Source organism: Streptomyces cellostaticus, assembly GCF_001513965.1.
Classification (GTDB): Bacteria; Actinomycetota; Actinomycetes; order Streptomycetales; family Streptomycetaceae; genus Streptomyces; species Streptomyces cellostaticus.
Genome location: NZ_KQ948031.1, coordinates 64,504 through 88,985, shown reverse-complemented (window position 1 = coordinate 88,985; position 24,482 = coordinate 64,504). Strand labels below are relative to the sequence as shown.

Here is a 24,482-nt window from a genome sequence, read left to right as displayed (position 1 = left end):
ACCATCGTGACCATGCCCAGTACAGAGGTTCAGGAAGTCATGGGGGGAAGCGGGGTGACTTCCCCTCGGCCTGGTCAATGGGTCGGACCGGCGGAGGCTGTTCTGCCGGTCTACTCGGAGCTGCGCCGGCGTGGTATCCAGTGCTATCTGCTTCACGCTTTCCAGCCGGACGCGAGTGACCGCCCCGAGCGCTATGGAGCACTCCTCTCCCTCATTCCGGAAACCGAGGCGAACCTCAGGGCGGACTTTCCGGCGCTCTTGGAGACGGACGACGGCAGGGTCGCACTGGCAAACCAGTCCACGCTCGACCTTCTGGCGCCGGTCACCAAGGGCGTGGAGTGGACCGGAAGAGCCGACGGTCCGCTCTCGGAGCTGGCCGCGGCGCCCTCCCTCCCGGAGCCGGTGCTACTTGTCACCGCATTCAATTTTGACCAGGGAACCACCGGATCGTGGATGATTGCGCACGACGGAAGAATGGTGCTGACAGAGTCGAATCTGAAATTCCTTCACGAGCATGGAATGGCCTGGTCGGACAGCTACATGGTGAAAGGTGAGCGGTATCCCGTCGCCCCCTTCCTGATGTTCGCGGGAAGGGTCTCCGATCTCCTCCTCTCCCGTGGAGTCGAGTTCTCCGATCCCCCCATCTATGTCATCGACAGGGCGGTGGCTGATTCCGTGGACACGGGTGACGAGGAGCATCGGTCATGACCAGATACGCAGACATCCCCAAACCCATCCGCTCCGGCATGGTCGTCGTGGACCCCGACCGCGGCACCCCCCAGCGCATCATCGTGCTCCAGTTCAACCCGGACACCCTGGAGCGCAGCATCGCGCCGCAGTCCGCCGGGGACGGCGGCGACGCGGCGGGCTCAGGGGCCGGGAACGGGGACCGGAACGAGGCCCTGCGGCTGAAGGGACCCGCGCAGGAGACCTGGAAATTCACCGCCGAGATCGATGCCACCGACCAGCTGGAGATCGCCGCGCCCGACGGGATCCATCCGCAGCTCGCCACCCTCGAGATGCTCGTGCAGCCGACCACCGCGCAGCTGCGGGCCGCGAGCAGGCTGTCGCAGAAGGGGACCATCGAGATCAGCCCGATCGAGATGCCGTTGACGCTGTTCACCTGGGGGAGCAAGCGGGTCATGCCCGTCAGGCTCACCGAGCTGTCCGTCAACGAGTCCGCCTTCGACGTCAACCTCAATCCGATCCGGGCCTCGCTGAGCATCGGGATGAAGATCCTGACCGTGAGCGACCTGCCCGCCGGGCATCGCGGCGCCGACCTGTACATGGCGCACCTGGCGCAGAAGGAACGGCTTGCGGCCGCCGCACGGGGCGGCAGCCTGGGCGCCCTCGGACTCGGCGGCACCGACCTCGTGACCGGAAGGGGATGAGCAACACGCCATGGCCGACACCGAGCCCTACGAGAGTGCGCTGGACTCCATACCCGGGGCGCACCCCTACCCGCGCACCAGCCGTTACCACGACGCCGAGATCGGCGTGCACCGCCGGGCCGACGGCACCGAAGTCCGCTACACCAAGCGGCGGTTGCTGCCCGAGCCGGACGAGGACACCGAGCCGCACACGGTCGGTGCCGGCGAGCGGCCCGACCTGCTGGCACAGCGCTACCTGGGTGATCCCGGCCAGTGGTGGCGGATCGCCGACGCCAATCCCGTCCTCGATCCACGGGAGCTGACGGACGAGCCCGGCCGCGTCATCGGCATTCCGCTCGCCGGCGGGTTCCCGCGCGGAGAGCGGCGTGTCTGAACAGCCCGTGGGGCAGGGCCCCGTCCACCTCCAGCTCCTCATGGGGCCCACGCTGGCCCGCCCCGTCCCCGTCGAGGTCGCCGAGGCGCTGCTGTCCGCCCAGATCACCGCCACCGCGGGCGAGCGCAGCGGCTTCCAGTTCGCCTTCGACCTCACCAAGAACGGCATGATCAACCGGCGGCTGCTGCCGGAGGGGTTCTTCGATCCGAAGACGCGCGTCATCCTCACCGTCAGCGTCCGGGGCACCCCCGAGGTGCTGTTCGACGGACTGATCGTGCGGCAGGAGGTCGGTGCCAGCAACATCCCCGGCCACTCCACCCTCACCGTGACGGGCGAGGACCTCACGCTGCTCATGGATCTGGAGGAGCGGACCGCCCCTTATCCCAACCTGCCCCCGTCCCAGCGCGTGCTCGCCATCCTGCGGCGGTACTCGGACTACGGCATCCGCCCGGACGTCTACACCGAGAAGGTGGCCCAGCCCCCGCACCAGGACCTGCGCGTGCACTACCAGACGGGGACGGATCTGCAGTACGTCACCGACCTCGCGAAGGCGAACGGGTACACCTTCTATCTGGAGCCGGGTCCCAACCCGGGCCAGTCCTCGGCCCGTTGGGGTCCGGAGGTCCGGCTCGGCCTGCGTCAGCACGCCCTCAACGTCAACATGGACGCCCAGTCCACGGTCGACCAGCTGACCTTCGCCTACGACGGCACGGCACGCGAGGAGCCGCAGGCCCGCTGGCAGGACCCCAGCACCCGGCTGGCCACGCTCCTGCCCCAGCCGCCGATCAGCCCCCTGCGGCCGCCGCTGGGCAGGCGACCCACCCCCGCCCTCAAGCGCAAGACCCTCTCCGGCACCGCCAAGCAGCAGCGCGAGCAGGCCGAGGCCGAACTCCTGGCCAGGGCCGCGGTCTCCGCGGACGTCATCTCGGGCTCCGGCTCGCTCGACGTCAACCGGCACGGCTACCTTCTCCAGCCGCGCCGGCTCGTCGGCGTGCGCGGCGCCGGCCGGGCCTACGACGGCGACTACTACGTCAAGTCCGTCACCCACAACCTGCGCCCGGGCTCGTTCCAGCAGAACTTCACCCTCTCCCGGGAGGGCCTGGAGGCGCGCAGCGACTACGTCCGGCCCTGACCCGAACCACCGATGAACCAGGAGCAGTTCAGCATGGCGGCACCCAGCAATCGCTACCTCGGCAAGTTCCGCGGCCGGGTGGTCAGCAACGACGACCCGTTGCGCATCGGCCGGATCACGGTCGAGGTCCCCGACGTGCTCGGCGAGACGCCGTCCACCTGGGCGCTGCCCTGCCTGCCGTTCACCGGACCGGAGTCGGGCCAGTTCGTGGTGCCGCCCCCCGGTGCGGGCGTGTGGGTCGAGTTCGAGCAGGGGGATCCCAGCTTCCCCGTGTGGACCGGCTGCTGGTACGGCGCGGCCGAGGAACTCCCGCCCGACGCCCGCCGGGAGCTGCAGGCCGGCGCACCGAACAAACCCGTCGTCGTACAGACCCCACAGGCGCACAAGATCGTCATGAACGACACCGCCGGTGCCGAGCAGGGAATCCTGCTCCAGGCCCAGGGCGGCGCCTACATCCGCATCACCAGGGAAGCCGTGGTCATCGCCACCGGCGCGGGCGCCGAGGTCGTCCTGCGCGGTCGCGAAGTCACCGTCAACGAGGGCCAGTTGACCGTCCTCTCCAAGCGATAGACAACGGGGGAAAGAAGTTGTCCGGGAGTCTGCTAGACGCGAGCGCCGTCATCGGCTGCCCGCACGGCGGCCGCGTCACGCCCGCCACCACGCCCTCCGGCGGCCTGCGGATCGCCGGTGCCGCCGTGGCCACGACCGCCCACACGTACGTCGTCATCGGCTGCCCGCACACCCTCGACGGCGTGCCCTCACCGTGTGTGTCGGTCCGCTGGACCGCCGGCGCCACCGGCGTCACGGCCGACGGGGCACCCGTGCTGCTCGACACCTGTGCCGCCCAGTGCTTCAGCGCGGCCCTCCTGCCGCAGGGACCACCCGTCGTCCAGGCCGCGCAGCGAAAGGTCACGGTCCGATGAGCCCACGCACCCGCACCGACATGGCGTTTCCCTTCCACGCCGACCGCCGTGGACGCACCGCGCACGCCCGCCCCGCCGAGCACGTCCACGACCTGGTCGAACAGCTGCTGTTCACCAGCCCCGGCGAGCGCGTGATGCGCCCCGACTTCGGCTGCGGACTGCTCGACCTGGTCTTCGCCCCGAACACACCCGAGCTGGTCAGCACCCTCGAACTGTCCGTCCAGGCGGCGCTCCAGCGCTGGCTCGGCGACCTGGTCGAGGTCGTGAACCTCGACATCGAGAGCGGCGACGACGCCGTACGCGTGCACCTGTCGTACGTCGTCCGTGCCACCGGCGCCGTCCGTGAGGACGTCTTCGAGGGGAGGGCGGCATGAGCGCGGGCACCACCCGGCGGGCCAAGGTGCGCGCCGCCCAGCTGGGCGGGGTCGACGCCGTCGAGGTGAGTGACGACGGGCTGCTGCTCACCGTCACCTTCCTCGGCAAGGCCCCGCACGGCCTGGGCCCCGAGAACGTCCGCATCGACGGCGGCCGGCGCATCACCGGCATCGCCGCCCTCGACATCAGCGTCGAACGCGAGGAGGACCCGGAGCTGGACGACCGGCTCTACGTCACCCTCGACCGGGCCGGCGACACCTCCCCCTACCGGCTGTCGCTGGTCGAGGCCGATCCGTACGGCCGGCCCGGCACCGAGCCCTACCGCGGCTTCGACCAGCGGTACCACAGCGCGGAGTTCACCTTCCGGCCCGACTGCCCGACCCCGTTCGACTGCACGGACGAGACCGAGGAGACCCCGGTCCTCCCGGCCACGCCTGTCATCGACTACACGGCCCGGGACTACGACACCCTCCGCAAGTTGCTCCTGGACCGGCTCGCGCTCACCACCCCCGACTGGGCCGAGCGCAACCCCGCCGACCTGGGCACGACCCTCGTGGAACTGCTCGCGTACACCGGCGACCAGATCAGCTACCAGCAGGACGCGGTCGCCACCGAGGCCTACCTCGACACCGCCCGCCGCCGGGTCTCCGTACGCCGGCACGTCCGGCTCATCGACTACGCCATGCACGACGGCTGCAACGCCCGCGCGTACGTGACGGTCGAGACCGCCGCCGACCACACCCTGGCGCCGGGCACCTACCGCTTCGCCTCCGTCGACGTACGCACCCTCGACCCGCACGACCGCCCCGAGCCCGGCACCGTCATCGACGAGAACGACCTCGACGACCTGGACGAACGCGGCTCGGTGGAGGTCTTCGAACCCGTCGTCGCCGCCGAACCGCTCCGGCTGAAGGTCGCGCACAACACGATCCGGCTGTGGACCTGGGGCGGCGAGGTGTGCGCCCTGCCCCAGGGAGCCACCACGGCCACCCTGCGCGACACATGGGCGGACCCCGAGACGTGCAGGGAGCGCAGGCTGGACCTGAAGCCGGGCGACGTCCTGGTCCTGGAGGAGAGCAAGGGCCCGCGCACCGGCACCCCGGGCGACGCCGACCCCGCCCACCGCCAGGCTGTCCGCCTGACCTCCGTCACCCCGGGCCTGGACCGCATCGAGGACCAGCCGGTCCTGGAGGTCACCTGGGCCGCCGAGGACGCCCTGCGCGTCCCGTTCTGCCTCACCACGCGGGGTGGGCGCGACTGCCTGCCCGTCGAGGACGTGACCCTCGCCCGCGGCAACGCCGTCCTGGTCGACCACGGCCGCTCCGGCCTGACCGAGACGGTCACCGTCCCACCGGTACCGGCCGTCGTCGCCCCCTGCGACCCGCCGGACTTCGGCTGCTACGACCGCAGGGAGGGCAACGCGCCCGCACGGCTCGTCAACTCCCTCACGGACCAGGCGGAGAGCGGCGAGGCGCTGACCCCGGACGACATCCGCGAGCTGTTCGAGATCGTGGGAGAGCAGGCCACCGTACGCGCCGGACTCGGGCTCGAGCGGGCCGGGCAGCGGAACGAGCGAAGCGAGATGGGGGCACCCCCGGCCGGAGGCTGGGGGAGCGTCATACCCGGCACGGCCTACGCCCAGGCCGCCGCCCTGCGCACCCTGCTCGCGCAGTCCGTCTACCCGGGCATCCGGCCCCGCTTCCGTCCGGTCCTCGGCCGGGCGCCGGTCACCCAGGCCGTACCGTTCCCCGACCCGGGCACGGTCGCCGCCGGACAGGCCGAGCGGATCGCCGCCATCCCGGGCCGGGCCAGGCAGCGGCTCGTCGAGCTGTGGCGCAGCGCCCGCGACCGCGACGGGCTCGGCGAGGAGGAGATCGCCGAACTCGCCGTGATCTACGGCCTGAAGACGCTGGAACGGCTGGAACTGCGCCGCCATCCGGTCCGCGCCCTGCGCGAACTCCTGCATCGCACCGTTGAGTTGCTCGACGGCAAGCTGCGCCGCATCGAAATCCTCACCGCCCGGGCCCGCGCCGGTACGGTCCTCGACGGGCACATCGCCTGGGAGATCGCCCACAGCTGGGGCCCGGCGTACGCGACCGGACTCCATCCCGAGGAGCCGGTCCTGCTCGGCTCGGCGACCGCCGCCCTCGCCCAGGACCCGCGCCGCGCCCTGCCCGCCGTACGACTCCACGAGACCGACACGGTCTGGGAGCCGCGCCGCGACCTGCTCGACAGCGCCGCCCGCGACCGGCACTTCGTCGGCGAGCCGGAGGACGACGGGCGCCTCGCCCTGCGCTTCGGCGACGGCCGCCATGGCGCGAAACCGACACCCGGAGCCCGGCTGGTGGTGCGTCACCGACTCGGCGGCGGCAGAGCGGGCAACGTCGGCGCCGAAGCCATCAACCACCTCGTGGTGGAGGCGGGCTGCCACGCCCCGGCCGCCGCGGTCCGCAACCCGCTGCCCGCCATCGGCGGCACCGAGCCCGAACCCATCGATCAGGTACGCCAGTTGGCCCCGCTCGACCTGCGCCGCACCCGGCTGCGCGCGGTCACCGCCGAGGACTACGCGACCCTCGCCTCCGCCCTGCCGGGAGTGCAGCGGGCCGCCGCCGAGATCCGCTGGACCGGCAGCGGCCAGGAAGCACACGTCGCGGTCGACGCGTACGGCAGCGCAGCCCCGAACGCGGCGCTGCTCGGCTCGGTGGCCCAGGCCCTGGAGGCATACCGGCGCATCGGCCACGAGCTGGTGGTGGGCGCCGCCCGCCTGGTACCGCTCGACATTGCTGTGCGCGTCTGCGCCCGGCCCGGCCACCAGCACGGGCAGATCCTCGCCGAGCTGTACCGCGTCCTGGGCAGCGGCCGGCTGCCGGGCGGGCGCCTCGGCTTCTTCCACCCGGACGCGCTGACCTTCGGAGAACCGGTCCGGCTCAGCCGTCTGGTCGCCGTCGCCGCTGCCGTCCCGGGCGTGGAGAGCGTCGAGGTCACCCGGTTGCGGCGGCTGTTCGAACAGGACCGAGGAGAAAGGGAGGACGGCGTGCTGCGGCTCGGCCCGCTGGAGATCGCCACCTGCGACAACGACCCGGACCGGCCCGAACAGGGCCGACTGGAGATTTCCCTGGGAGGCGCCCGATGAGCCAGGCCTGCACCTGCGGCGGCGCGTGCGCCGGCCACGACGAGCGCCTCGCCCCCGCCCCGTTGCACAATCCCCCCGGCGGCACCGCCCTCGACTACCGCGTCGGCGAGTACGGTTCCTTCCTCGCCGCCCTCCTCGGCCGGCTCGCCTCGCCCGCGTACCCGGCCCTGGCCGGGCTGACCGTCCGCACCCCCGACGATCCGGCGATCGGCCTGCTCGACGCCACCGCCGTCCTCGGCGACCTGCTCACCTTCCACTCCGAGCGGATCGCCGACGAGGCCTACATCCGCACGGCCGACGACCACCGCTCCCTGGTGCTGCTGGGCCGGCTCGTGGGACACCGGCCGCGCCCCGGAGTGGCGGCCGGCACCCACCTGGCGTACACCCTCGAACGAGACCCGCGCGCCGAGACCCTGCCCGTGCCGATCCCGCGCGGAGCGCGCAGCCATAGCGTGCCCGCCTCCGCCGACGAGCAGTCGCTGACCTTCGAGACCGCCCGTGACCTCACCGCCCGCTGGGACTGGAACGAGCTGAAGGTGCGGCGCCACCGCCCCTCCCTCCTCACCCCCGAGGACCTGGACCGCCGCTCCGAACTGTTCGTGGAGGGCACCGCGAACTCCCTCCGGACCGGCGACCAGCTGCTCTTCGTCTTCGGCGAACGGGCGGGCGGAGAGCGCAAGCTGCTGCCCGTCGCGGGCGTCCGGATCGACCGCGAGGACGAGGTCACCGCCCTCTCACTGCCCAAGTCGGCCCCGCCCACGCTGAAGGAGCTGGTGGACGAGGTACGGCGCTGGACCGCGGAGCCGGCAGCGCCGGGCGAACCGGGCGAGGAGCCGCCCACACCCGAGGTCCCCAACCCGCGCCCGGTCAGCCGTCTGATCGAGGACTTCGACGACCAGGTCCTCGCCCCGCTGCGCACGGACCTGGACGGCATCAAGACCCCGGAGAGTCTCGCGGCCCGCCTCGGGGAGCCCCTCGCCCGGCTGCGCGAGGCCGAGGTGCTGGCCGAACCGTACGAGGACGTGGCGGCGTGGTTCGAACAGCTGGCGGCGGTGCTCGCGGAACTGGCCGAACGCGCACGGGAGTTGGCACCTGCTCAGCCTGCGCAGACCGGCGCTGCCCAGAAGGCCGCGCTTCCCGATGCCCGCCAGGCCGCCCTCCAAGCCCTGTCCACCGTCCTGCCGGCCCTGCGCACCGCCGCCCCCGCCCCCCGGTCGGGCAGCCGGGCCCAGCGCCCCGGCACCGACACCGCCCGCCTCCTGTCCGCGCTCAACCCCGGCCTCGGCAGCCTGTACCCGGCCTGGCGCACGGCCGTCGCCCCCGGCACCCCGCAGCTCCTGCGCGAGCTGCTCGCGATGCGGGTCACCGCCGCGCCCTTCGGCGCCACCGCCCCGCTCAAGCCCGTCCAGGACGAGCGCGGCCGGGTCATCCGCACCGCGGACTGGCCGCTGACGGGAGCGGTGCTGGCGAGCATGCGCGTGGTGTACGACCCGGCGGGCAAGCTCCCGGTCCGGGCGGAGTTCCAGTACGTCGAGGGCAGCAGCAGCGACCAGCGCGCCGAGAACCTGCCCGTCACCCAGCCGGTCACCTTCGTCCTGGGCCCGGGCCAGGTCGACCTGTCGACCCGGGCCGCCCAGGACCGCGAGCTGAGCCGGCTGACCCGCCGTCCGGCCGCCGCCGAGGAACCCGGCGTCACCGCCCGCTTCCACTCCGGCCTGCCCGAGCGCAGCCTGTTCGTGTCCCGCCCGGACGACGACGGCACGGTGCACGTGGCCCTGCACAACGGCACGGCCGAGGAGATCCCCCTGCGGCCGGGCGGGAGCAGGCAGTTCACCCATGGCGAGTACGAGGTGAGCGTCAGGTACACGGTGGGCACCGCCGAGCCCAACGTCGAGATCGTCATCGCCGGCAAGCCGGCGCCCCTCAACCGCCGTGTCCTGCAACTGGACAGCGTGCACGACGGCATCACCGTCGGCAGCTGGGTGGCGATCCGGCGACCCGCCAAGGGCACCGCCGTACCCGGCGACGCGGGGCTCGCCTTCGTCACCACCCAGGTGGTGGCGGCACGCACGGCGGCGTACTCCCACTACGGCATCACCGGCCGGGGCACCGAACTCACCCTCGCGGACCCCTGGCTGGACGAGTTCGACGTCCTGCTCTCCCACATCCGCGACACCACCGTGCACGCGGCGGGCGAGCCGCTGCGCCCGGCCGACGAGCCGCTCGGCGAGGACGTGCACGGCAACGAGATCGAACTCGCCGAGCTGTACGACGGGTTGCGCCCCGGCCGCACCCTCATCGTCAGCGGCGAGCGCACCGACGTCCCGGGCACCACCGGCGTCACCGCCACCGAGGTGGTCACCATCGCCGCCGCCGACCCGGCCGTCGATCCCCGGCTCCCCGGCGACCACGTCCACACCCGGCTCACCCTGACCACCGACCTGGTCCACCGCTACCGCCGGGCCACCGTCCGCATCCTCGGCAACGTCGTCGAGGCCACCCACGGCGAGAGCCGCGAGGAGGCCATCGGCAGCGGGGACTCCGACCGCGTCAACCAGACCTTCGCCCTCTGGCAGTCCCCGCTGACCTGGCTCGCCGCCGACAACCCCCTCGGCGCCACACCCGTCCTGGAGATCCGCGTCGACGGCGTGCTCTGGCACGAGGTCGACAGCCTCGCCGGGCGCGGCCCCACCGAGCGGGTCTACATCACCGGCACCGCCTCGGACGGCCGTACGACGGTGACCTTCGGCGACGGCGTTCACGGTGCCCGTCTGCCCAGCGGCCACGAGAACCTCCGGGCCCGCTACCGCTTCGGCACCGGCAAGGCCGCCAACGTCCCCGCCGACCGGATCACCCAGCCCCTCACCCGCCCCCTCGGCGTCACCGCGGTCACCAACCCGCGCCCGGCGACCGGCGGCGCGGACGCGGACGGCCCCGGACTCACCCGCCGCACGATCCCGCTCGCGGTCTCCGCCCTGGACCGGCTGGTCTCCCCGGCCGACTACGAGGACTTCGCCCGTTCCCGCGCCGGCATCGGCCGGGCGGCGGCCCGCGAACTCTTCGACGGACGGCGGCGCGTGCTGCACGTGACGGTCGCCGGCACCGACGACGTGCCGCTCGCCGAGGACAACCTGCGGCCCCTGCGCGCAGCGCTGACCGAGTACGGCGACCCGAACCTGCCGGTCCGGGTGGACGCCCGCGAACTCGTTCTGCTGCTGATCTCCGCCAAGGTGAAGCTCGCCCCGGACCACGCCTGGGAGATCGTCGAACCCAGGCTCCGACAGGCGCTGCTGCTCCGACTCGGCTACGAGGGACGGGAGTTGGCGGAGCCCGCCCGCCTCTCCGAGGTCCTCGCCGCCGCGCACACCGTGCCCGGCGTCGACTACGTGGACGTCGACGTCTTCACCGGCGTACCCGCCTCCGCCACCCCGGAACAGCTGACCGCCCTGCTCGCGGGCCCCGGCACGCCGAGAGCGTCCGTCCCCGCGCACCCGGCGGCGCACGAGGAGAAGACCCACACGGTCCGCGACCCGAACGGCGAGACCCTGTCGTCCGTCTGCGCCCGCCACGGCCTCCCGCTTGCCGAACTGCTGCGCCTGAACCCCGACATCACCGACACCCGGCGCCTGAAGAACGGCCGGACGGTGTTCGTCTTCCGCGGCATCCGACCGGCCCAGCTCACCATGCTGTCGGCACGGGCCGCGGACACCCTGATTCTGACGGAGGTCAAGTGATGTCCGCGAAGTCGACGGATGTCGAGTCCAAGACGCCCGCCCCGGTGCTGCCCCGGGAGCCCGACGGGCTCGCCGAGCTGCTGCCCCGCTGGCACCGGCTGCGCGACGCCGAGGAGGGCGAACCGCTGCGGGCCCTGCTCGCGGTGATCGCCGAGCAGCTCGACCGGGTCCGCGACGGCGTCCGGCAGAGCTACGAGGACCTGTTCGTGGAGACCGCCGCGCCCTGGGTGCTGCCGTACCTCGGCGACCTGGTCGGCTACCGCACCCTGCCGGGCTACGAGCGGGTCCTCACCACCGGCCTGCACGGCGGCGGCCGGGACGCGCTCGCCGAGGCCATCGCCCCGCGCCGCGACGTGGCGGCCACGGTCGCGGCCCGGCGCCGCAAGGGCACCCTCCACCTCCTGGAGGAGCTGGCCGAGCAGGTCGCCGACTGGCCCGCCCGCGCCGTCGAGCTGTCCCGGCAAATGGCCCACACCCAGCCGGTGAAGCTGTACGGCACCGGCCGGCGCGGGGACCGTGGCCGCCTCCTCGATCTGCGGGACGGCAGCGCGCTCGCTCTCGCGGGCGGCCCGTTCGACGAGACGGCCCGGACGGTCGACGTACGACGCGCCAACTCCGCCAGAAAGCAAGGTGGTTGGACCCCGGCCGGGGTCGGCCTCTTCGTCTGGCGGCTGAAGCCCTACTCCCTGACCTCGTCCCCGGCCTACTGCATCGACCGCGCCCGCAACCTCTACACCTTCTCCATCCTCGGCAACGACACCCCCCTGGTCACCAAGCCGGTCCCGGAGCCCTCGCCCGCGCACATCGCCGCCGTCGACAACGTGCCCGCGTTCATCACCCGCCGCCTGCTGCACGACCGGCTCGCCGACTACTACGGGCCCGGCAAGAGCCTCGTCATCCGGCGTGACGGCGAGGACCGGCCCGTACCGCCCGGCGACATCGTCGTCGCCGACCTGTCCGACTGGCGCTACCGGCCAAGGCGCGGGCAGGTCGCCGTCGATCCGGAACTGGGCCGGATCGCGTTCGGCTCCCGCTCGGCGCCCCGGCAGGGTGTGTGGGTCGACCACCACCACGCGTTCGGCGCCGACATGGGCGGCGGCGAGTACGAGCGCCACGACCGCGAGCCCCGCCCCGACGCCGAGTTCTACCGGGTCGGTCCGGGACAGCCGTACCAGCGGATCATGGACGCCTACCGGGCCTGGCAGGGCGAGCGGAGCCCGGAGCGCACCGGCATCATCGAGATCACCCACAGCGCCGCCTACCAGGAGCAGCTGGACTTCGACCTCGACCCCGGCGACCGCCTCGAACTGCGGGCCGCCGAGGGCACCCGGCCGGTGATCCGGCTGCTGGACTGGTACAGCAACCGCCCCGACGCCCTCAACATCCGTGCCGTGCACGCCGACTGCGCCCCGCACGAGCGGCCGCGGGTCGTCCTCGACGGACTCCTCGTCGCCGGACGCGGCATCAACGTCACCGGCCCGGTGGGCGCCGTCGCCGTCCGGCACTCGACGCTCGTACCCGGCTGGTCGCTGGAGCCCGAGTGCGAGCCGCACTCGCCCGACGAGCCCAGCATCGTGCTGGAACGCACCACCGCCTGCCTCCAGATCGAGCACAGCATCCTCGGCACCATCGAGGTCATCGGCGACGAAGTGAGCGAGGACCCCCTCGACATCCATCTGCGCGACAGCGTCCTGGACGCCACCGGCAGCGACCGGGAGGCGCTCTCCGCCCCGGACTGCCGCCACGCCCACGCCGTCCTGCACGCGCACCGCACCACCGTCATCGGCGAAGTGCACACGCATGCGGTGGAGATCGCCGAGAACTCGGTCTTCACCGGCAGGCTCCACGTGGCCCGGCGCGGCATCGGCTGCCTGCGCTACTCCTACGTGCCGCCCGGCTCGCGCACCCCGCGTCGCCACCGCTGCCAGCCGGACCTCGTCGGCCCCGAACAGGCGGCGCGGGTACGGCCGTTGTTCGCCTCCGAGCGCTACGGGACGCCCTGGTACGGCCAGCTGGCGGACCGCTCGGCCCAGGAGATCCGGCGCGGCGCCGACGACGGCGCCGAACTCGGCGCCTTCCACGACCTGTACCGGCCCCAGCGCGAGGACGGCCTCAGGGCGCGGCTCGCCGAGTACACACCCGCGGGCGCGGACGCCGGGATCTTCTTCGTGACGTGAGCAGTGCCGCCGTACGGACCACCCGCAGATTTCCGAACCAGGGGGACCCCCTTCATGCACGCTGATCTCTCGCGCTCCACGTTCCGCCCGGAGCGGCACTACTCCGCGGTCGTCGCCCAGCAGGGCCGCGTCCAGCTGGACGCGGACCTCAACGAGCAGGCCGCGATCCAGCTCCACCAGGCCCGCACGTTCGCCGCCGACCTGATCGGACGGCACGGCGGGCCCAGCGGGCCCGGCACCGCCCCCGGCTTCCGCATCCAGTACGTGGGCGGCAAGCTCGACATCGACACCCTGTACATCCACGGCGGCCGCTACTACGTCGACGGCATCCTGTGCGACGCCGACCGTCCGGCGCCCGGCACACCCGTACCGGACGAGGGCGCCGAGGAGCAGCAGACTCCCGAGACGGCCGCCTACTGGGACTACTGGAACCAGCCCGACGGCTTCCGTGACCCGGAGAACCCCGCCGACCGGCTGCCCTCGCCCGCCCAGTCGCCCTTCGTCGTCTACCTGAAGGTGTGGGAGCGGGCGGTCTCCGCGGCCGAGGACCCGGCGCTGCGCGAGGTCGCCCTCGGCGCCGCGCTGCCCGACACCGCCGTCCGCGCCAAGGTCGTCTGGCAGGTGCTGCCGCTGTCCCTCACCGCGCTGGACATCGAGGAGACCGAACCGTCCCCGAAGGCCGTCCGTGACGCCTTCGAGGAGTGGGCGAAGGCCCAGTCGGCGCCCGCCGCCCGGCTCGCCGCCCGCAGCGAGCGGCCCGAACACGCCGACGAGGACCCCTGCCTGGTCCGGCCCGACGCCCGCTACCGGGGCCCGGAGAACCAGCTGTACCGGGTGGAGATCCACGCGGGCGGCGAGGCGAAGGACGCCACCTTCAAGTGGTCCCGGGAGAACGGTTCCGTGGTCTTCCCGGTGGACGAACTCGACGGCACCTGGGTGCAGTTGGCGACCCTCGGCTTCGACGACAAGCTCGACCTGGACGTCGGCGACCACGTCGAGTTCACCGACACGGCCTACGCCTCCCGCCTCGAACCCCTGCCCCTGCTGCGGGTCGAGGAACTGGACCTGCCCGGCCGCCGGGTGCGCCTCTCCGCCGAGCCGGACCCGCACGTCGGACGGCTGCCGCACCTGCACCCCTTCCTGCGCCGCTGGGACCACCACGAAGGGCCCCGGCACAAGGGCCGCACCGCGGCCCTGAAGGGCGGCGCGGTGCCCGTCACGGAGGGGGAGTGGCTGTCGCTGGAGGACGGCGTCGAGGTGTACTTCGCCAAGGGCGGCGGCTACCGCACCGGCGACCACTGGCTGATCCCCGCCCGCACCGCCACCGGCAGCGTCGAGTGGCCTGCCGACCCGGCGCGCCGCCCCCTCCTCCAGGCCCCGGCCGGCATCGCCCGGCACTTCGCGCCGCTGGCCCTGGTCAGGGGCGAGGGCAGCGCCGTCGACCTGCGGCTCGCCTTCGGCCCGCTCGGCGCGGAGATCCCCGCGGCCGACCAGGCGGCCCTGGACGCCGAGGCCCTGGCCGCGCGCGAGGAGCAGGCGGCCGAGGCCGACCCCTCCGGCGGCCGTTCGCAGACCACAGCGGCGGCCGAGGCCGCCGTGGAAGGAGACGAGTGATGGCTCAGCCGATGAGCGGGGCGAAGCTGCTGGAGGTCCTGCGCGCCGAGGGCCTGACCGTCCTCGAGGTACGCGACTGGCGCCACCACAACCGCAACACCAAAGGCCCCTGGGGCCCGGTGAACGGCGTCATGATCCACCACACCGTCACCTCGGGCACCGAGAACTCCGTGAACATCTGCTACAACGGCTACTCCGGGCTGCCCGGCCCCCTGTGCCACGGCGTGATCGACAAGCAGGGCCATGTCCACCTCGTCGGCAACGGCCGCGCCAACCACGCGGGACTCGGCGACAGCGACGTGCTGCGCGCGGTGATCAACGAGACGAAGCTGCCGCACGACAACCAGGCCGACGTCGACGGCAACCGCCACTTCTACGGCTTCGAGTGCATCAACCTCGGCGACGGCAAGGACCCCTGGCCCGAGGCGCAGAAGGAGGCCATCGAGAAGGTCTCCGCCGCCATCTGCCGGCACCACGGCTGGTCGGAGCGCTCCGTCATCGGGCACAAGGAGTGGCAGCCCGGAAAGCAGGACCCGCGCGGTTTCACCATGGACGGAATGCGCAAGCGCATAGCCGACCGGCTGGCCGGAAAGGGCGGCGGGAAGGACCCGGGGGACCCGGGGCCCGTGCCCAAGCCGAAGTACGCGCCGTTCCCGGGCAGCGGCTTCTTCCACATCGGGCAGAAGTCGCCCGTCGTCACGGCCATGGGCCGTCGGCTGGTCGCCGAGGGCTGCGGGCACTACGAGGAGGGCCCGAGCCCCGAGTGGACCGAGGCCGACCGCAGGTCCTACGCCGCCTGGCAGCACAAGCTCGGCTTCAAGGGCAAGGACGCGGACGGCATCCCCGGCAAGGCCAGCTGGGACAAGCTGAAGGTGCCGTCGGACGGCTGAACCGGGGGAAGGGCGTCAGCCCTGCTTGTCGTCCTTCTCCTTCTTCAGGTTCTTGATCCGCACCGCTTCCTTGCGGACCTCCGCCTGGGTGGCGCGCTCCTTCTCCAGCCACTCGGGCTGCTCCTGCTTGAGCGCCTCGATCTGCTCGGTGGTCAGCGGCTCGGTGACCCCGCCGCGGGCGAGACCGGCGATGGACACGCCGAGCTTCGCGGCGACCACCGGGCGCGGGTGCGGGCCGTTCTGTCGCAGCTCGCGCAGCCACTGGGGCGGATCGGCCTGCAACTCGTTCAGCTCGGCGCGCGAGACCACACCCTCCTGGAACTCGGCGGGGGTGGCGGGGAGGTACACACCCAGCTTCTTCGCCGCGGTGGCGGGCTTCATCGTCTGGGTGCTCTGCTGCGAACTCATGGGGTCAAGGGTATCGGCCGCGTGCCGGACGGCCGACCACGGCCGGTAACCTGGCCTGGTGACAGGCTCGCAGGAATCACCTTCGTTCCGGCTCGCGTACGTCCCCGGAGCGACGCCCGCCAAATGGGCGCGGATCTGGAACGAGCGCCTGCCCGACATCCCGCTCACCCTCCTCCAGGTGCCCGGCACCGAGGCAGCGGACGTGCTGCGCGCGGGCGAGGCCGACGCGGGGCTCGTCCGGCTGCCCGTCGACCGTACGTTCTTCAGCGCGATCCCCCTCTACACCGAGACCACGGTGGTCGTCGTCCCCAAGGATCACCTGATCACGGCGGCGGACGAGGTGACCCTGGCCGACCTCGCCGAGGAGGTGCTCTTCCACCCCCTGGACGACGTCTTCGACTGGGACAGCCCGCCCGGCGAGCCCGCCTTCGAACGCCCCGCGACGACACCGGACGCCATCGAGCTGGTGGCGGCGGGCGTCGGCCTCCTGCTCGTCCCCCAGTCCCTGGCCCGCCTCTACCACCGCAGGGACCTCACCTACCGCCCGGTCGTCGACGCCCCCCAGTCGAGCATCGCCCTGTCCTGGCCGGAGGAGGCCACCACCGACCTGGTGGAGGACTTCATCGGCATCGTCCGCGGCCGCACGGTCAACAGCACGCGGGGCCGAACGGCGGCGAAGGCCGAGCCCGAGCAGAAGCGTCCGGAGCAGCGCGGTGCCCGGCAGAAGCAGACGCCCGCGAAGTCGACGGGCGGCAAGCCCACGGGCCGCACCGCACGGGGCCGCACGGGCTCAGGGGCCGCCAAGCCGGCCAAGCGGGGGAAGCCGCGCCGGAAGTCGTGACCTCTCGGGATCCGTGCCGGAGGTCGTGACCTTCGTCGTGACCTTTCAGGAGCCCCGTCGGACCGTCTCCTCCGTCCCGCCCTCCTCGGAACCCCGCCGGACCGGCCCGGCGACAGCCTCCGGCTCGGGATGCGACTGGCGTTCCCGCAGGTCCGCGACCGCCAGCAGCAGCGCGATCATGATGATCCCCACGGCGGTGAGCAGTCCGAGCTGAATGGCGGTGACGGAGCGGCCGTGGTTGGCCTGATGCGCGAAGTACACCGCGCCCACCACGGCGATCCCGGCCGCCGAGCCGACGCGCTGGCCCGTCTGCAACACCCCGCCGGCCGCACCGGCACGGCGTACGGGGACGCGGGTGAGGGTGAGGGTCGTGTTGGGGGAGACGGTGAGGCCGGAGCCGATCCCCCCGATGACCATCGGCAGCGCCGTGGCCCACCCCACGTCCTGCCCGGGCACCAGCTGCACCGCCACGACCACCCCGAGCAGCCCCACCGCCACCCCGCTCAGTCCGATGACGACCAGCTTGCGGCCGTGCCGTACCACCAGCCGGCCCCCGGCGGCGGCGCCGACCGCCGAGGCGGCCGCGAAGGGCAGGACCGAGAGCCCTGCCGTCAGCGCGCTGTAGCCGACCGTGTTCTGCAGGAACAGCGTGTAGACGAAGAAGACCGTGGTGAAGCCCGCGAAGTAGCTCAGGCTGATCAGCGCGCCGAGCGTGAAGGACCGCAGGGAGAACAGGCCCAGGTCGACCAGTGGCGCCCGCCCGCGCTGTCCCTCACGCTTCTCCCACGCCCAGAACGCGGCCAGCAGCAGCGCGGCCACCGGCATCAGCGCCCACTTCAGCCGCCCGGTCCACTGCTGCTCCTGCACCAGGGGCAGCATGAGCGCCAGCACACCCGAGCCGAGGAGCAGCACCCCGAACAGGTCGAACTCCTCGCGCCTTCCCGCGGACGCCGGGAAACGGGGCAGCAGCCGCAGCCCCGCGGCGAGGGCGGCCACCCCGATGGGCAGGTTGACGAAGAACACCCAGCGCCAGCCGTCGTCGGTGCCGACGGCGTTGATCAGCAGACCGCCCGCCAGCGGGCCCACCGCCGTCGAGACGCCGATGACGCTGCCCAGCAGGCCGAAGGCCTTGGCCCGCTCGACGCCCTGGAACATCTGCTGGATCAGCCCCGAGGTCTGCGGTGCGACCATGCCCGCCGCCGTGCCCTGGATCAGCCGGAACAGCACCAGCCAGGAGGCACTGGGCGCGAGCCCGCACGCCGCCGAGGCCAGCGTGAACAGGGCGAGCCCGAACAGGAAGGCCTGGCGCCGCCCGCGCATGTCGCCCAGTCGGCCCGCCGGGACGAGCGCCAGCCCGAAGGTGAGGGCGTACCCGGACACCACCCATGACTGGGCGGCCTCCGAGGCGCCCAGCCCGTGCTCCATCGAGGGCAGTGCCACGTTCACGATCGAGGTGTCGAGCAGCGAGATGAAGCCCGCCGTCAGACAGACCCCGAGCGCCTTCCACCGCCGGTCGTCGGGGGCGGGCCGGGCCTGGACTGTGGTCATGGGGTCACGCTAAGCAGCCACCCGCCTCAACGCACGCAAGGAGCGCTTCCGCGCGCGTCGTAGCCGGTCAGTCCGCGTACGACGCCGTCCCCGCCGTCCGCACGACCGCCTCCCCGTCCGCCCGCCCGAGAAGCCCGTCCGCCACCCAGGCGTCCACGACGTCCCGCACCTGCGCGATCAGCGCCCCCTTGCTCCGGAACGGCGCCGCTGCCCAGACGGCGTCGAGGAGCGTCGTCCCGTCGGTCCGAGCGGGGTTCGCGACACGGGAGTCGAGGCCGCCGAAGACCACCCGGGGTTCGGCACGGCGGAAGTACGCGTGGGCCGGATCCTCGGTCCCCTCGAAGAACGGGGCGAACTCGATGCCGTCCAGGGTGTAGTGCAGCGGGGCACCGGAGACCGGGGTGAGCGAGGGCAGCAGGTCGCCGGAGAGCGCCGCGTTCCGGTACAGGCCCAGCTTCAGGTACTCCGTCGCCGAGTCGCGGGCCACCAGGTTGACCGGGCCGTAGAACAGGGCCTCGAGGGACGGGTCGTCCAGGGCCTTCTCCACCCGCAGCCGGAACGGCATCCGCACCCGGACCGTGTCGCCGCGCCGCCAGGTCCGCGCGATCGAGACGTAGCTGCCGGGCGTCGGAACGCCGTCCACCGCACGCCCGTTGACCGTCACGTGGAAACCGGCGGTCGCCCACCCGGGCACCCGCAGCCGCAGCGCGAAGGAGACGCTGCCGCTGCCGCCGATGGTGAGGGTGCTGCCCTGCTCCTGCGGGTAGGCGGTGGTCTGGGTGACCGTGATGCCCTTCTCGGCCCAGGTCAGGGTGGAGGGGCTGTACAGGTTGACGTACAGGGCGCTGCCGTCGGCCGCTGCGAAGTACACCGAGTCCTGGTACTTGGTGGCGCTCTCCATGCCGGTGCCCTCGCAGCAGGTCGTGCCCTGCTTCGGTGTGTAGTCGCGGACATGACCGGGCGTCAGCCCGATGAAGTACGTGACCAGCGGCTTCTCCGCGTCGGCCCGGTCCTGCTTGCTGCCCAGCACCTGGTTGTACAACGCCCGCTCGTAGTAGTCCATGTAGGCCGGATCCTGCTCGTGGAAGAACAGCGACCGGCTCAGCTTCAGCATGTTGTACGCGCAGCAGGTCTCCGCGTTCGTCGCGCCGATCGTCCCCGCGATGACGTCCCGTGCCTTCCAGAACTCGCCGGTGCTGGTGCCGCCGATGCCGTACATGCGAGGGGGTACGACCATCCGCCAGAAGTTCTTCGCGGCGGTGAGGCAGCGCTGCTCGCCCGTCGCGTCGTACAGGCGGACCAGACCCGTGAAGATCGGTATGTGCTGGTTGGCGTGGAGCCCGGCGAGGACGTCGGTGTCCGCCGCGCACGCGTCGATCAGCCGGTCCAGGTCGAACAGGCGGGCCAGCGCGAGGTGTTCGGCCTTGCCGGTGTGCTCGTGCAGGTCGCAGATCGCCTCGACGATCCCGCCGTACTCACCGCTGGAGAAGATGCCCCACATGCGCTGGAGGGTGGCCGCGGGCAGCCGGGACAGCCGGGAGTACATCCAGTCGCCCATGCCCGAGGCGAGGTCCAGTGCCCGTGCGTCGCCGGTGGCGAGGTGGGCGTCCAGCAGGCCGCGGAGGATCTTGTGCGCGGTGTAGTACGGCGCCCACACCTTGGTGTAGTCGCTGCTCGTCATCGACTCCAGCAGGATGAACTGCGTCTCCGGGCAGGCCGCGAGGAAGCCGGGATGGCTGGGCCCGCCCCAGGTGCGGCGCAGGGTGGCGTCCAGGCCGCGTCCCGAGGAGTCGGCGAAGCGCGAGCCGACCGTCTCCCCGAAGCGGTACGACACCAGGTCGCCGGGCCCCGCCGAGGTGCCGGCCGCCCGCCGGTCCTGCAACTCGGCGACCTCCACGGCACTCAGCGCCCGCGACCAGATGTTGAACTCCTCCAGCGCGCCCGCGAACACCGGGTCGGCGGAGTAATGCGAGCGGCCCAGCCAGTGGTCGGCCAGGGTGCCCAGCGCCGCCGGGGTGAGGGTCATGGCGGTGTTGCGGGCCACGGCCGTCCCGTTGACGTAGAGCGTGCCGGTGCCGTCGGCGATCGTCACGGCCAGGTGGCTCCACTTGCCGATCGGCAGCGGGGCGGTCCCGTCGATCCCCTGCTCACCGCCCGCACCGGAGGTGGTCACGGCGAACCGGGGCACACCGGTGGCATTGCGCACGGCGAGGTACAGGTACCGGGTGGTGCCGTCGCCGAAGTCGAGGACGCGGGCCCAGTCCGCGTCATGGGTGGGCTTCACCCAGGCGGACAGGGTGACCGCGGGGCCGGCACCGAGCACCCCGGACGGCAGGTCGACGTACTGGCAGGAGCCGCGGACCTGCTCGGCGGCGGAACCGAATCTGCCGTCCGTGGCGAGCACGGCGGGCTCCCGGCGCAGCGCCTCGCGCACCTCGCTCAGCGCACCGATCATCGTGCGGAGCTTCTCCGCGAACACCTCCTCCCCCGTGCTCGCCCTGGCCTGTGCCAGCATCGTGAGGAAGTGCCCGGTGTAGTGGCCCCGCAGGTTCCCGTTGGCCTCCCCGTCCAGCCCCTCCCAGCCGCCGGGCGCAACCGCTCCGCCCGTGTCCAGCCCCGCGTTGGCCCGGAAGACCTGAAGGAGCCGGTTCACGTCGTACCCACGGGCGTGCTGGAGCATCAGCGCGCGTTTGCCGGCGAACACACCGCGACCGAGCGTTACCTCATCCAGCCCGAACGGCCTTACCTTCCAGGCGGGTTCGGCGGTGGCACCCGTCGCGCCCGCGGGGGCTGCCGTCAGACCGGTCGCCGCGGCGGCCAGTGCGGTCGCCTGGAGAAGGGCGCGCCGCGAGAGGGGCGGGGTCATGTGCTCCTCACTTCCCTGCTGTTCGTGATATCGAACGTCGTTCGACAAGTCGCCCAGAAGATAGGGAAGGGACAGGGGAGCGTCAACGGTACTGACGGGTAAGGAAGTTGCTCAGGCGGAGGTGGCCGAATCCGTCAGCCATGCGTACGCCGACTGCGCCGTGAACTCCGCCTGGCCGCCCCGCAGCAGCAGCTCCGCCCTGGCGAACTCGGGCGCGTCCGCCTGGGCAGCCACGTACGGGATGGCGATGCAGCGCATTCCGGCCGCGTGTGCGGCGGCCGCGCCCGGTGCCGCATCCTCCAGGACCACGCAGTCGGCCGGGTCCGTGCCGAGCCGCCTGGCCGCCTCCAGGAAGACGTCGGGGGCGGGCTTGCCGTGGCTCACCTCGTCGGCCGAGACCACGGTGTACAGGAAGGCGTTCAGGCCGGTCCCGGCGAGGATGGCGTCGATGGCCTCGGCGCAGGAGCCGGAGGCCACCGCCAGTGGGACGCCCTCGGCGGCCAGCAGCTCCACGAACTTCCGCATCTCGGGGTACGCGCGCGTGCCGGTGCGGGCCAGCTCCAGATAGCGCCGGTTCGTCGCGTCGAAGAGCTCGTCCGGCGAGGCCCGCAGGCCGTAGCGCTCCCGCCAGAGCGTGACCGTCTCCCAGGTGCTGATCCCGACGTAGCTCTCGTGCTCCGCCCAGGTGAAGTCCGGGACGCCGTGTTCGGCAAGGGTCTGCCGGCTCGCCTCGTAGTAGTTCGGCTCGCTGTCCACCAGCGTTCCGTCGAGATCGAAGATGACCGAAAGAGTGCTGAGCGTGCTCATGGCATCCAGGATGCCCAGGGTCAGGCGCGGCCCGCCCGTCCGAGCGACTCGATCAGAGGCAGCAGCCGGTGCGGCACGCGCTCGCGCAGGGCCACCTCGGTGCGGGTGCGCACCACGCCCGGCAGGCTGATCAGCTTCTGGATCACATCCTCCAGATGGGCGTTGTCCCGCCCCACCACCCGGGCCAGCAGATCCCCGCCGCCGGTGATCGAGAACGCCTCCACGATCTCCGGTACGGCGGCCAGCGCGTCCCCGACGTCGTCCAGGTGGCCCTGGGTGACCTCGATGTGCACGAACGCGAGCACCGGGTGGCCGAGCGCGGCGGGGGAGAGTGAGGGGCCCGTACCGGTGATCACGCCGTCCCGTTCCATGCGGTCCAGGCGGGCCTGGAGCGTGCCCCGCGCGACGCCCAGGGTGCGGGCGTACTCGCGCACGCTGGTGCGCGGCTGCTCCAGGAGCAGCCGCAGGATGCGGGTGTCGAGCTCGTCCACGGTCATCACGTACGACTGTACCAATGGCTCACCGGGAGGCAGCACGAGCATGCCGCCCGACCTGGGCCGTTGGCTTTCAGGTGGGCGAAAGTCCAGGCGTGGTACCGGGCCAATGGCTCAGTGATTGAGGCAACACTTGAGCCATCGACCTCCGTGATGCTCTCATGGACAGGTCGATGGCGCTGCGGATCCCCGCGGCGCCTTTTGTATGCGGGTGTCCCAGGTGTTCTCAAGGGGAGGGGAAGCAGTGCTGAAGAGGGTGTTCGCGGCGCCGGACCCGGGGCGGGCACGGTTGCGCTTCGCCGCGCGGGCCGTCCTCGGCATCGGGCTGGCGGTCGTGGTGTGCGGGCTCGCGGGGCACTCCCTGCCCGGGGCGGTCACCGGCGGTCTCGCCGCGCTGCTCGCCCTGTTCACCGTCGCCGACGCCACCGTGCGCGGGCAGGCGGTCACCACCGCGCTGCTGCCCGCCGTCGGCCTGCCCGTGCTCGCCGTGGCCGCCGGGCTGCACGACCTCCCGGTGGCCCGGGACCTGGCCTTCCTCGCCGTGGTCGGCGCCGGCGTGTACGCCCGCCGCTGGGGCCCGCGCGGGCACAGCCTCGGCGTGTTCGCCTTCATGACCTTCTTCGTCGCCCAGTTCCTGCACGCCGCCCCCGGACAGCTGCCCGAGCTGTACGCGGCCGTCCTGCTGTCCGTGCTCAGCGCGGCTGCGGTGCGCTTCGGCCTGTGGTGCTACGAGCGCAGGCTGCCCTCGGCCGCCGTACCCGCACCGCCCGCCGGCACCGGGCTCGCCCGCGTGACCACCCGGCAGGCGGTCCAGGCGGTCGCGGGCACGGGGTTCGCGCTGGTCGTGGGCCAGCTGGTGTCCGGGCAGCGCTGGTACTGGGCCGTGGGTGCCACCTGGTGGGTCTTCGTCAACACCGCCTCGCGCGGCGAGACGCTGGTCCGCGGCTTCCGGCGGGTCCTCGGCACGGTGATCGGCATCGGCCTCGGCCTGCTCGTCGCCGTCCCCGTGCACGGCGCGCCCGTGCCCACGGCCGTCCTCGTCGCGGTCGCCGTCTTCGGCATCTTCTACACGGCCGCCGTCTCGTACACCTGGATGATGCTCTGGGTGACCCTGCTCGCCGAGCTGCTCTACGGCCTGCTCGGCGTCCTCAGCCCCGGCCTGCTCGCGCTGCGCCTCGCCGAGACCGGCGTGGGCGCCCTCGGGGCCGTGCTGGCCGTGCTGTTCGTGCTGCCCGTGACCACCCACGCCACCACCGACGCCTGGATCCAGCGCGCCCTGCGCTGTGTGCACGCCTGCACCGCCGAGGCCGCGGCGCGCCTGGCCGGCTCGGCCACCGCCGACCCGGCGCCGCGCGTGGCCGAGCTGGAGCAGCTGCTCGGCCGGGTCCGGCTCTCGGTCGCGCCGCTGGTGCACCCGCTGAACCCGATGCTCGGCCGTAAGCGGCGCGCCCGCCGGGTCCTCGCCCTCCTCGACGACTGCGCCCGCGAGATCCGCGGCCTGGTCGCCGTCGCCGCGGACCCCGAGGCCTCCCACGACGCCCGCCTGGCCGCCGCCTGCTGGCGGGTGGAGGCCGCGGTCGAGGCACTCACCGAAGGCGGCCGCGACCACGTCCACCTGCCCGCCGAACCCCCGGCCGAGCCTGCCCTGGCCCACCTGCACGGCCTGGAGCGCGCCCTCGCCGACCTGGCCGAACCCCTGCGGGCCCCGTCGGGATCGCCGCTGGTGGGAGCCTGAGGGGAGCGCGCGAAGCGCGTCTGGTTGGAGGGTGATCAGGG

General features: G+C 72.7%; 19 protein-coding genes. 14 read left to right on the top strand and 5 right to left on the bottom strand.

Annotated elements, in window-relative coordinates:
• Positions 1 to 12 precede the first annotated feature (12 nt).
• From AQI88_RS27790 to AQI88_RS27735, 12 genes are read left to right on the top strand one after another with little or no spacing between them, the layout of a single operon-like run.
• Positions 13 to 708: a hypothetical protein gene (locus tag AQI88_RS27790; protein ID WP_159050408.1), complete on the top strand. Its 696-nt coding sequence runs from the start codon at positions 13 to 15 to the stop codon at positions 706 to 708.
• On the top strand, positions 705 to 1,391 hold the full coding sequence (locus tag AQI88_RS27785; RefSeq protein WP_067004326.1) for a hypothetical protein: 687 nt from the start codon (positions 705 to 707) through the stop codon (positions 1,389 to 1,391). The genes AQI88_RS27790 and AQI88_RS27785 overlap by 4 nt, the downstream gene beginning before the upstream one ends.
• 10 nt (positions 1,392 to 1,401) lie before the next feature.
• Entirely contained in the window at positions 1,402 to 1,764 is a 363-nt protein-coding gene (locus tag AQI88_RS27780) for a LysM peptidoglycan-binding domain-containing protein (RefSeq protein WP_067004325.1), read from the top strand.
• Positions 1,757 to 2,896 carry a hypothetical protein gene (locus AQI88_RS27775; protein ID WP_067004323.1) on the top strand — a complete coding sequence of 380 codons (1,140 nt, stop codon included), beginning with the start codon at positions 1,757 to 1,759 and terminating at the stop codon, positions 2,894 to 2,896. Before AQI88_RS27780 ends, AQI88_RS27775 begins: the two co-directional genes overlap by 8 nt.
• A 33-nt stretch (positions 2,897 to 2,929) precedes the next feature.
• Positions 2,930 to 3,466 (top strand): phage baseplate assembly protein V, encoded by a 537-nt coding sequence (locus tag AQI88_RS27770; protein ID WP_067004470.1) that lies wholly within the window; start codon positions 2,930 to 2,932, stop codon positions 3,464 to 3,466.
• Positions 3,467 to 3,483: 17 nt separating this feature from the next.
• Positions 3,484 to 3,819: a hypothetical protein gene (locus AQI88_RS27765; protein ID WP_067004321.1), complete on the top strand. Its 336-nt coding sequence runs from the start codon at positions 3,484 to 3,486 to the stop codon at positions 3,817 to 3,819.
• The gene (locus AQI88_RS27760) at positions 3,816 to 4,193 is read left to right on the top strand and encodes a GPW/gp25 family protein (RefSeq protein WP_067004319.1); all 378 of its coding nucleotides are present in this window, start codon (positions 3,816 to 3,818) and stop codon (positions 4,191 to 4,193) included. The genes AQI88_RS27765 and AQI88_RS27760 overlap by 4 nt, the downstream gene beginning before the upstream one ends.
• Positions 4,190 to 7,327 (top strand): putative baseplate assembly protein, encoded by a 3,138-nt coding sequence (locus AQI88_RS27755; protein WP_067004318.1) that lies wholly within the window; start codon positions 4,190 to 4,192, stop codon positions 7,325 to 7,327. The genes AQI88_RS27760 and AQI88_RS27755 overlap by 4 nt, the downstream gene beginning before the upstream one ends.
• The gene (locus AQI88_RS27750; protein WP_067004316.1) at positions 7,324 to 11,061 is read left to right on the top strand and encodes a putative baseplate assembly protein; all 3,738 of its coding nucleotides are present in this window, start codon (positions 7,324 to 7,326) and stop codon (positions 11,059 to 11,061) included. The genes AQI88_RS27755 and AQI88_RS27750 overlap by 4 nt, the downstream gene beginning before the upstream one ends.
• Positions 11,061 to 13,238, top strand: a complete 2,178-nt coding sequence (locus tag AQI88_RS27745) for a hypothetical protein (RefSeq protein ID WP_067004315.1) — start codon at positions 11,061 to 11,063, stop codon at positions 13,236 to 13,238. The genes AQI88_RS27750 and AQI88_RS27745 overlap by 1 nt, the downstream gene beginning before the upstream one ends.
• A 54-nt stretch (positions 13,239 to 13,292) precedes the next feature.
• Positions 13,293 to 14,852, top strand: coding sequence for a DUF6519 domain-containing protein (locus AQI88_RS27740; protein ID WP_067004313.1), 1,560 nt, complete (start codon positions 13,293 to 13,295; stop codon positions 14,850 to 14,852).
• Positions 14,852 to 15,742 carry a peptidoglycan-binding protein gene (locus AQI88_RS27735; protein ID WP_067004311.1) on the top strand — a complete coding sequence of 297 codons (891 nt, stop codon included), beginning with the start codon at positions 14,852 to 14,854 and terminating at the stop codon, positions 15,740 to 15,742. Before AQI88_RS27740 ends, AQI88_RS27735 begins: the two co-directional genes overlap by 1 nt.
• A gap of 15 nt (positions 15,743 to 15,757) precedes the next feature.
• Here the strand turns inward: AQI88_RS27735 and AQI88_RS27730 are convergent, their stop codons facing one another.
• The gene (locus tag AQI88_RS27730; RefSeq protein WP_067004309.1) at positions 15,758 to 16,150 is read right to left on the bottom strand and encodes a DUF5997 family protein; all 393 of its coding nucleotides are present in this window, start codon (positions 16,148 to 16,150) and stop codon (positions 15,758 to 15,760) included.
• Positions 16,151 to 16,208: 58 nt separating this feature from the next.
• Here AQI88_RS27730 and AQI88_RS27725 point away from each other — a divergent pair, with 58 nt between their 5' ends.
• Positions 16,209 to 16,991 carry a LysR family substrate-binding domain-containing protein gene (locus tag AQI88_RS27725; protein WP_067004308.1) on the top strand — a complete coding sequence of 261 codons (783 nt, stop codon included), beginning with the start codon at positions 16,209 to 16,211 and terminating at the stop codon, positions 16,989 to 16,991.
• A 45-nt stretch (positions 16,992 to 17,036) separates the two neighbouring features.
• Here the strand turns inward: AQI88_RS27725 and AQI88_RS27720 are convergent, their stop codons facing one another.
• The 4 genes from AQI88_RS27720 to AQI88_RS27705 form a co-directional block, all read right to left on the bottom strand.
• Positions 17,037 to 18,539, bottom strand: a complete 1,503-nt coding sequence (locus AQI88_RS27720) for an MFS transporter (RefSeq protein WP_067004306.1) — start codon at positions 18,537 to 18,539, stop codon at positions 17,037 to 17,039.
• Positions 18,540 to 18,606: 67 nt separating this feature from the next.
• A complete protein-coding gene (locus AQI88_RS27715) occupies positions 18,607 to 21,405 on the bottom strand; it encodes a beta-L-arabinofuranosidase domain-containing protein (RefSeq protein ID WP_067004304.1) in 2,799 nt (932 codons plus the stop codon).
• Between the two features lie 111 nt (positions 21,406 to 21,516).
• Positions 21,517 to 22,212, bottom strand: coding sequence for an HAD family hydrolase (locus AQI88_RS27710; RefSeq protein WP_067004302.1), 696 nt, complete (start codon positions 22,210 to 22,212; stop codon positions 21,517 to 21,519).
• A gap of 20 nt (positions 22,213 to 22,232) precedes the next feature.
• The gene (locus tag AQI88_RS27705) at positions 22,233 to 22,709 is read right to left on the bottom strand and encodes an Lrp/AsnC family transcriptional regulator (RefSeq protein ID WP_067004300.1); all 477 of its coding nucleotides are present in this window, start codon (positions 22,707 to 22,709) and stop codon (positions 22,233 to 22,235) included.
• A gap of 241 nt (positions 22,710 to 22,950) precedes the next feature.
• Here AQI88_RS27705 and AQI88_RS27700 point away from each other — a divergent pair, with 241 nt between their 5' ends.
• Positions 22,951 to 24,441 carry an FUSC family protein gene (locus tag AQI88_RS27700; RefSeq protein WP_067004298.1) on the top strand — a complete coding sequence of 497 codons (1,491 nt, stop codon included), beginning with the start codon at positions 22,951 to 22,953 and terminating at the stop codon, positions 24,439 to 24,441.
• Positions 24,442 to 24,482: the final 41 nt, after the last annotated feature.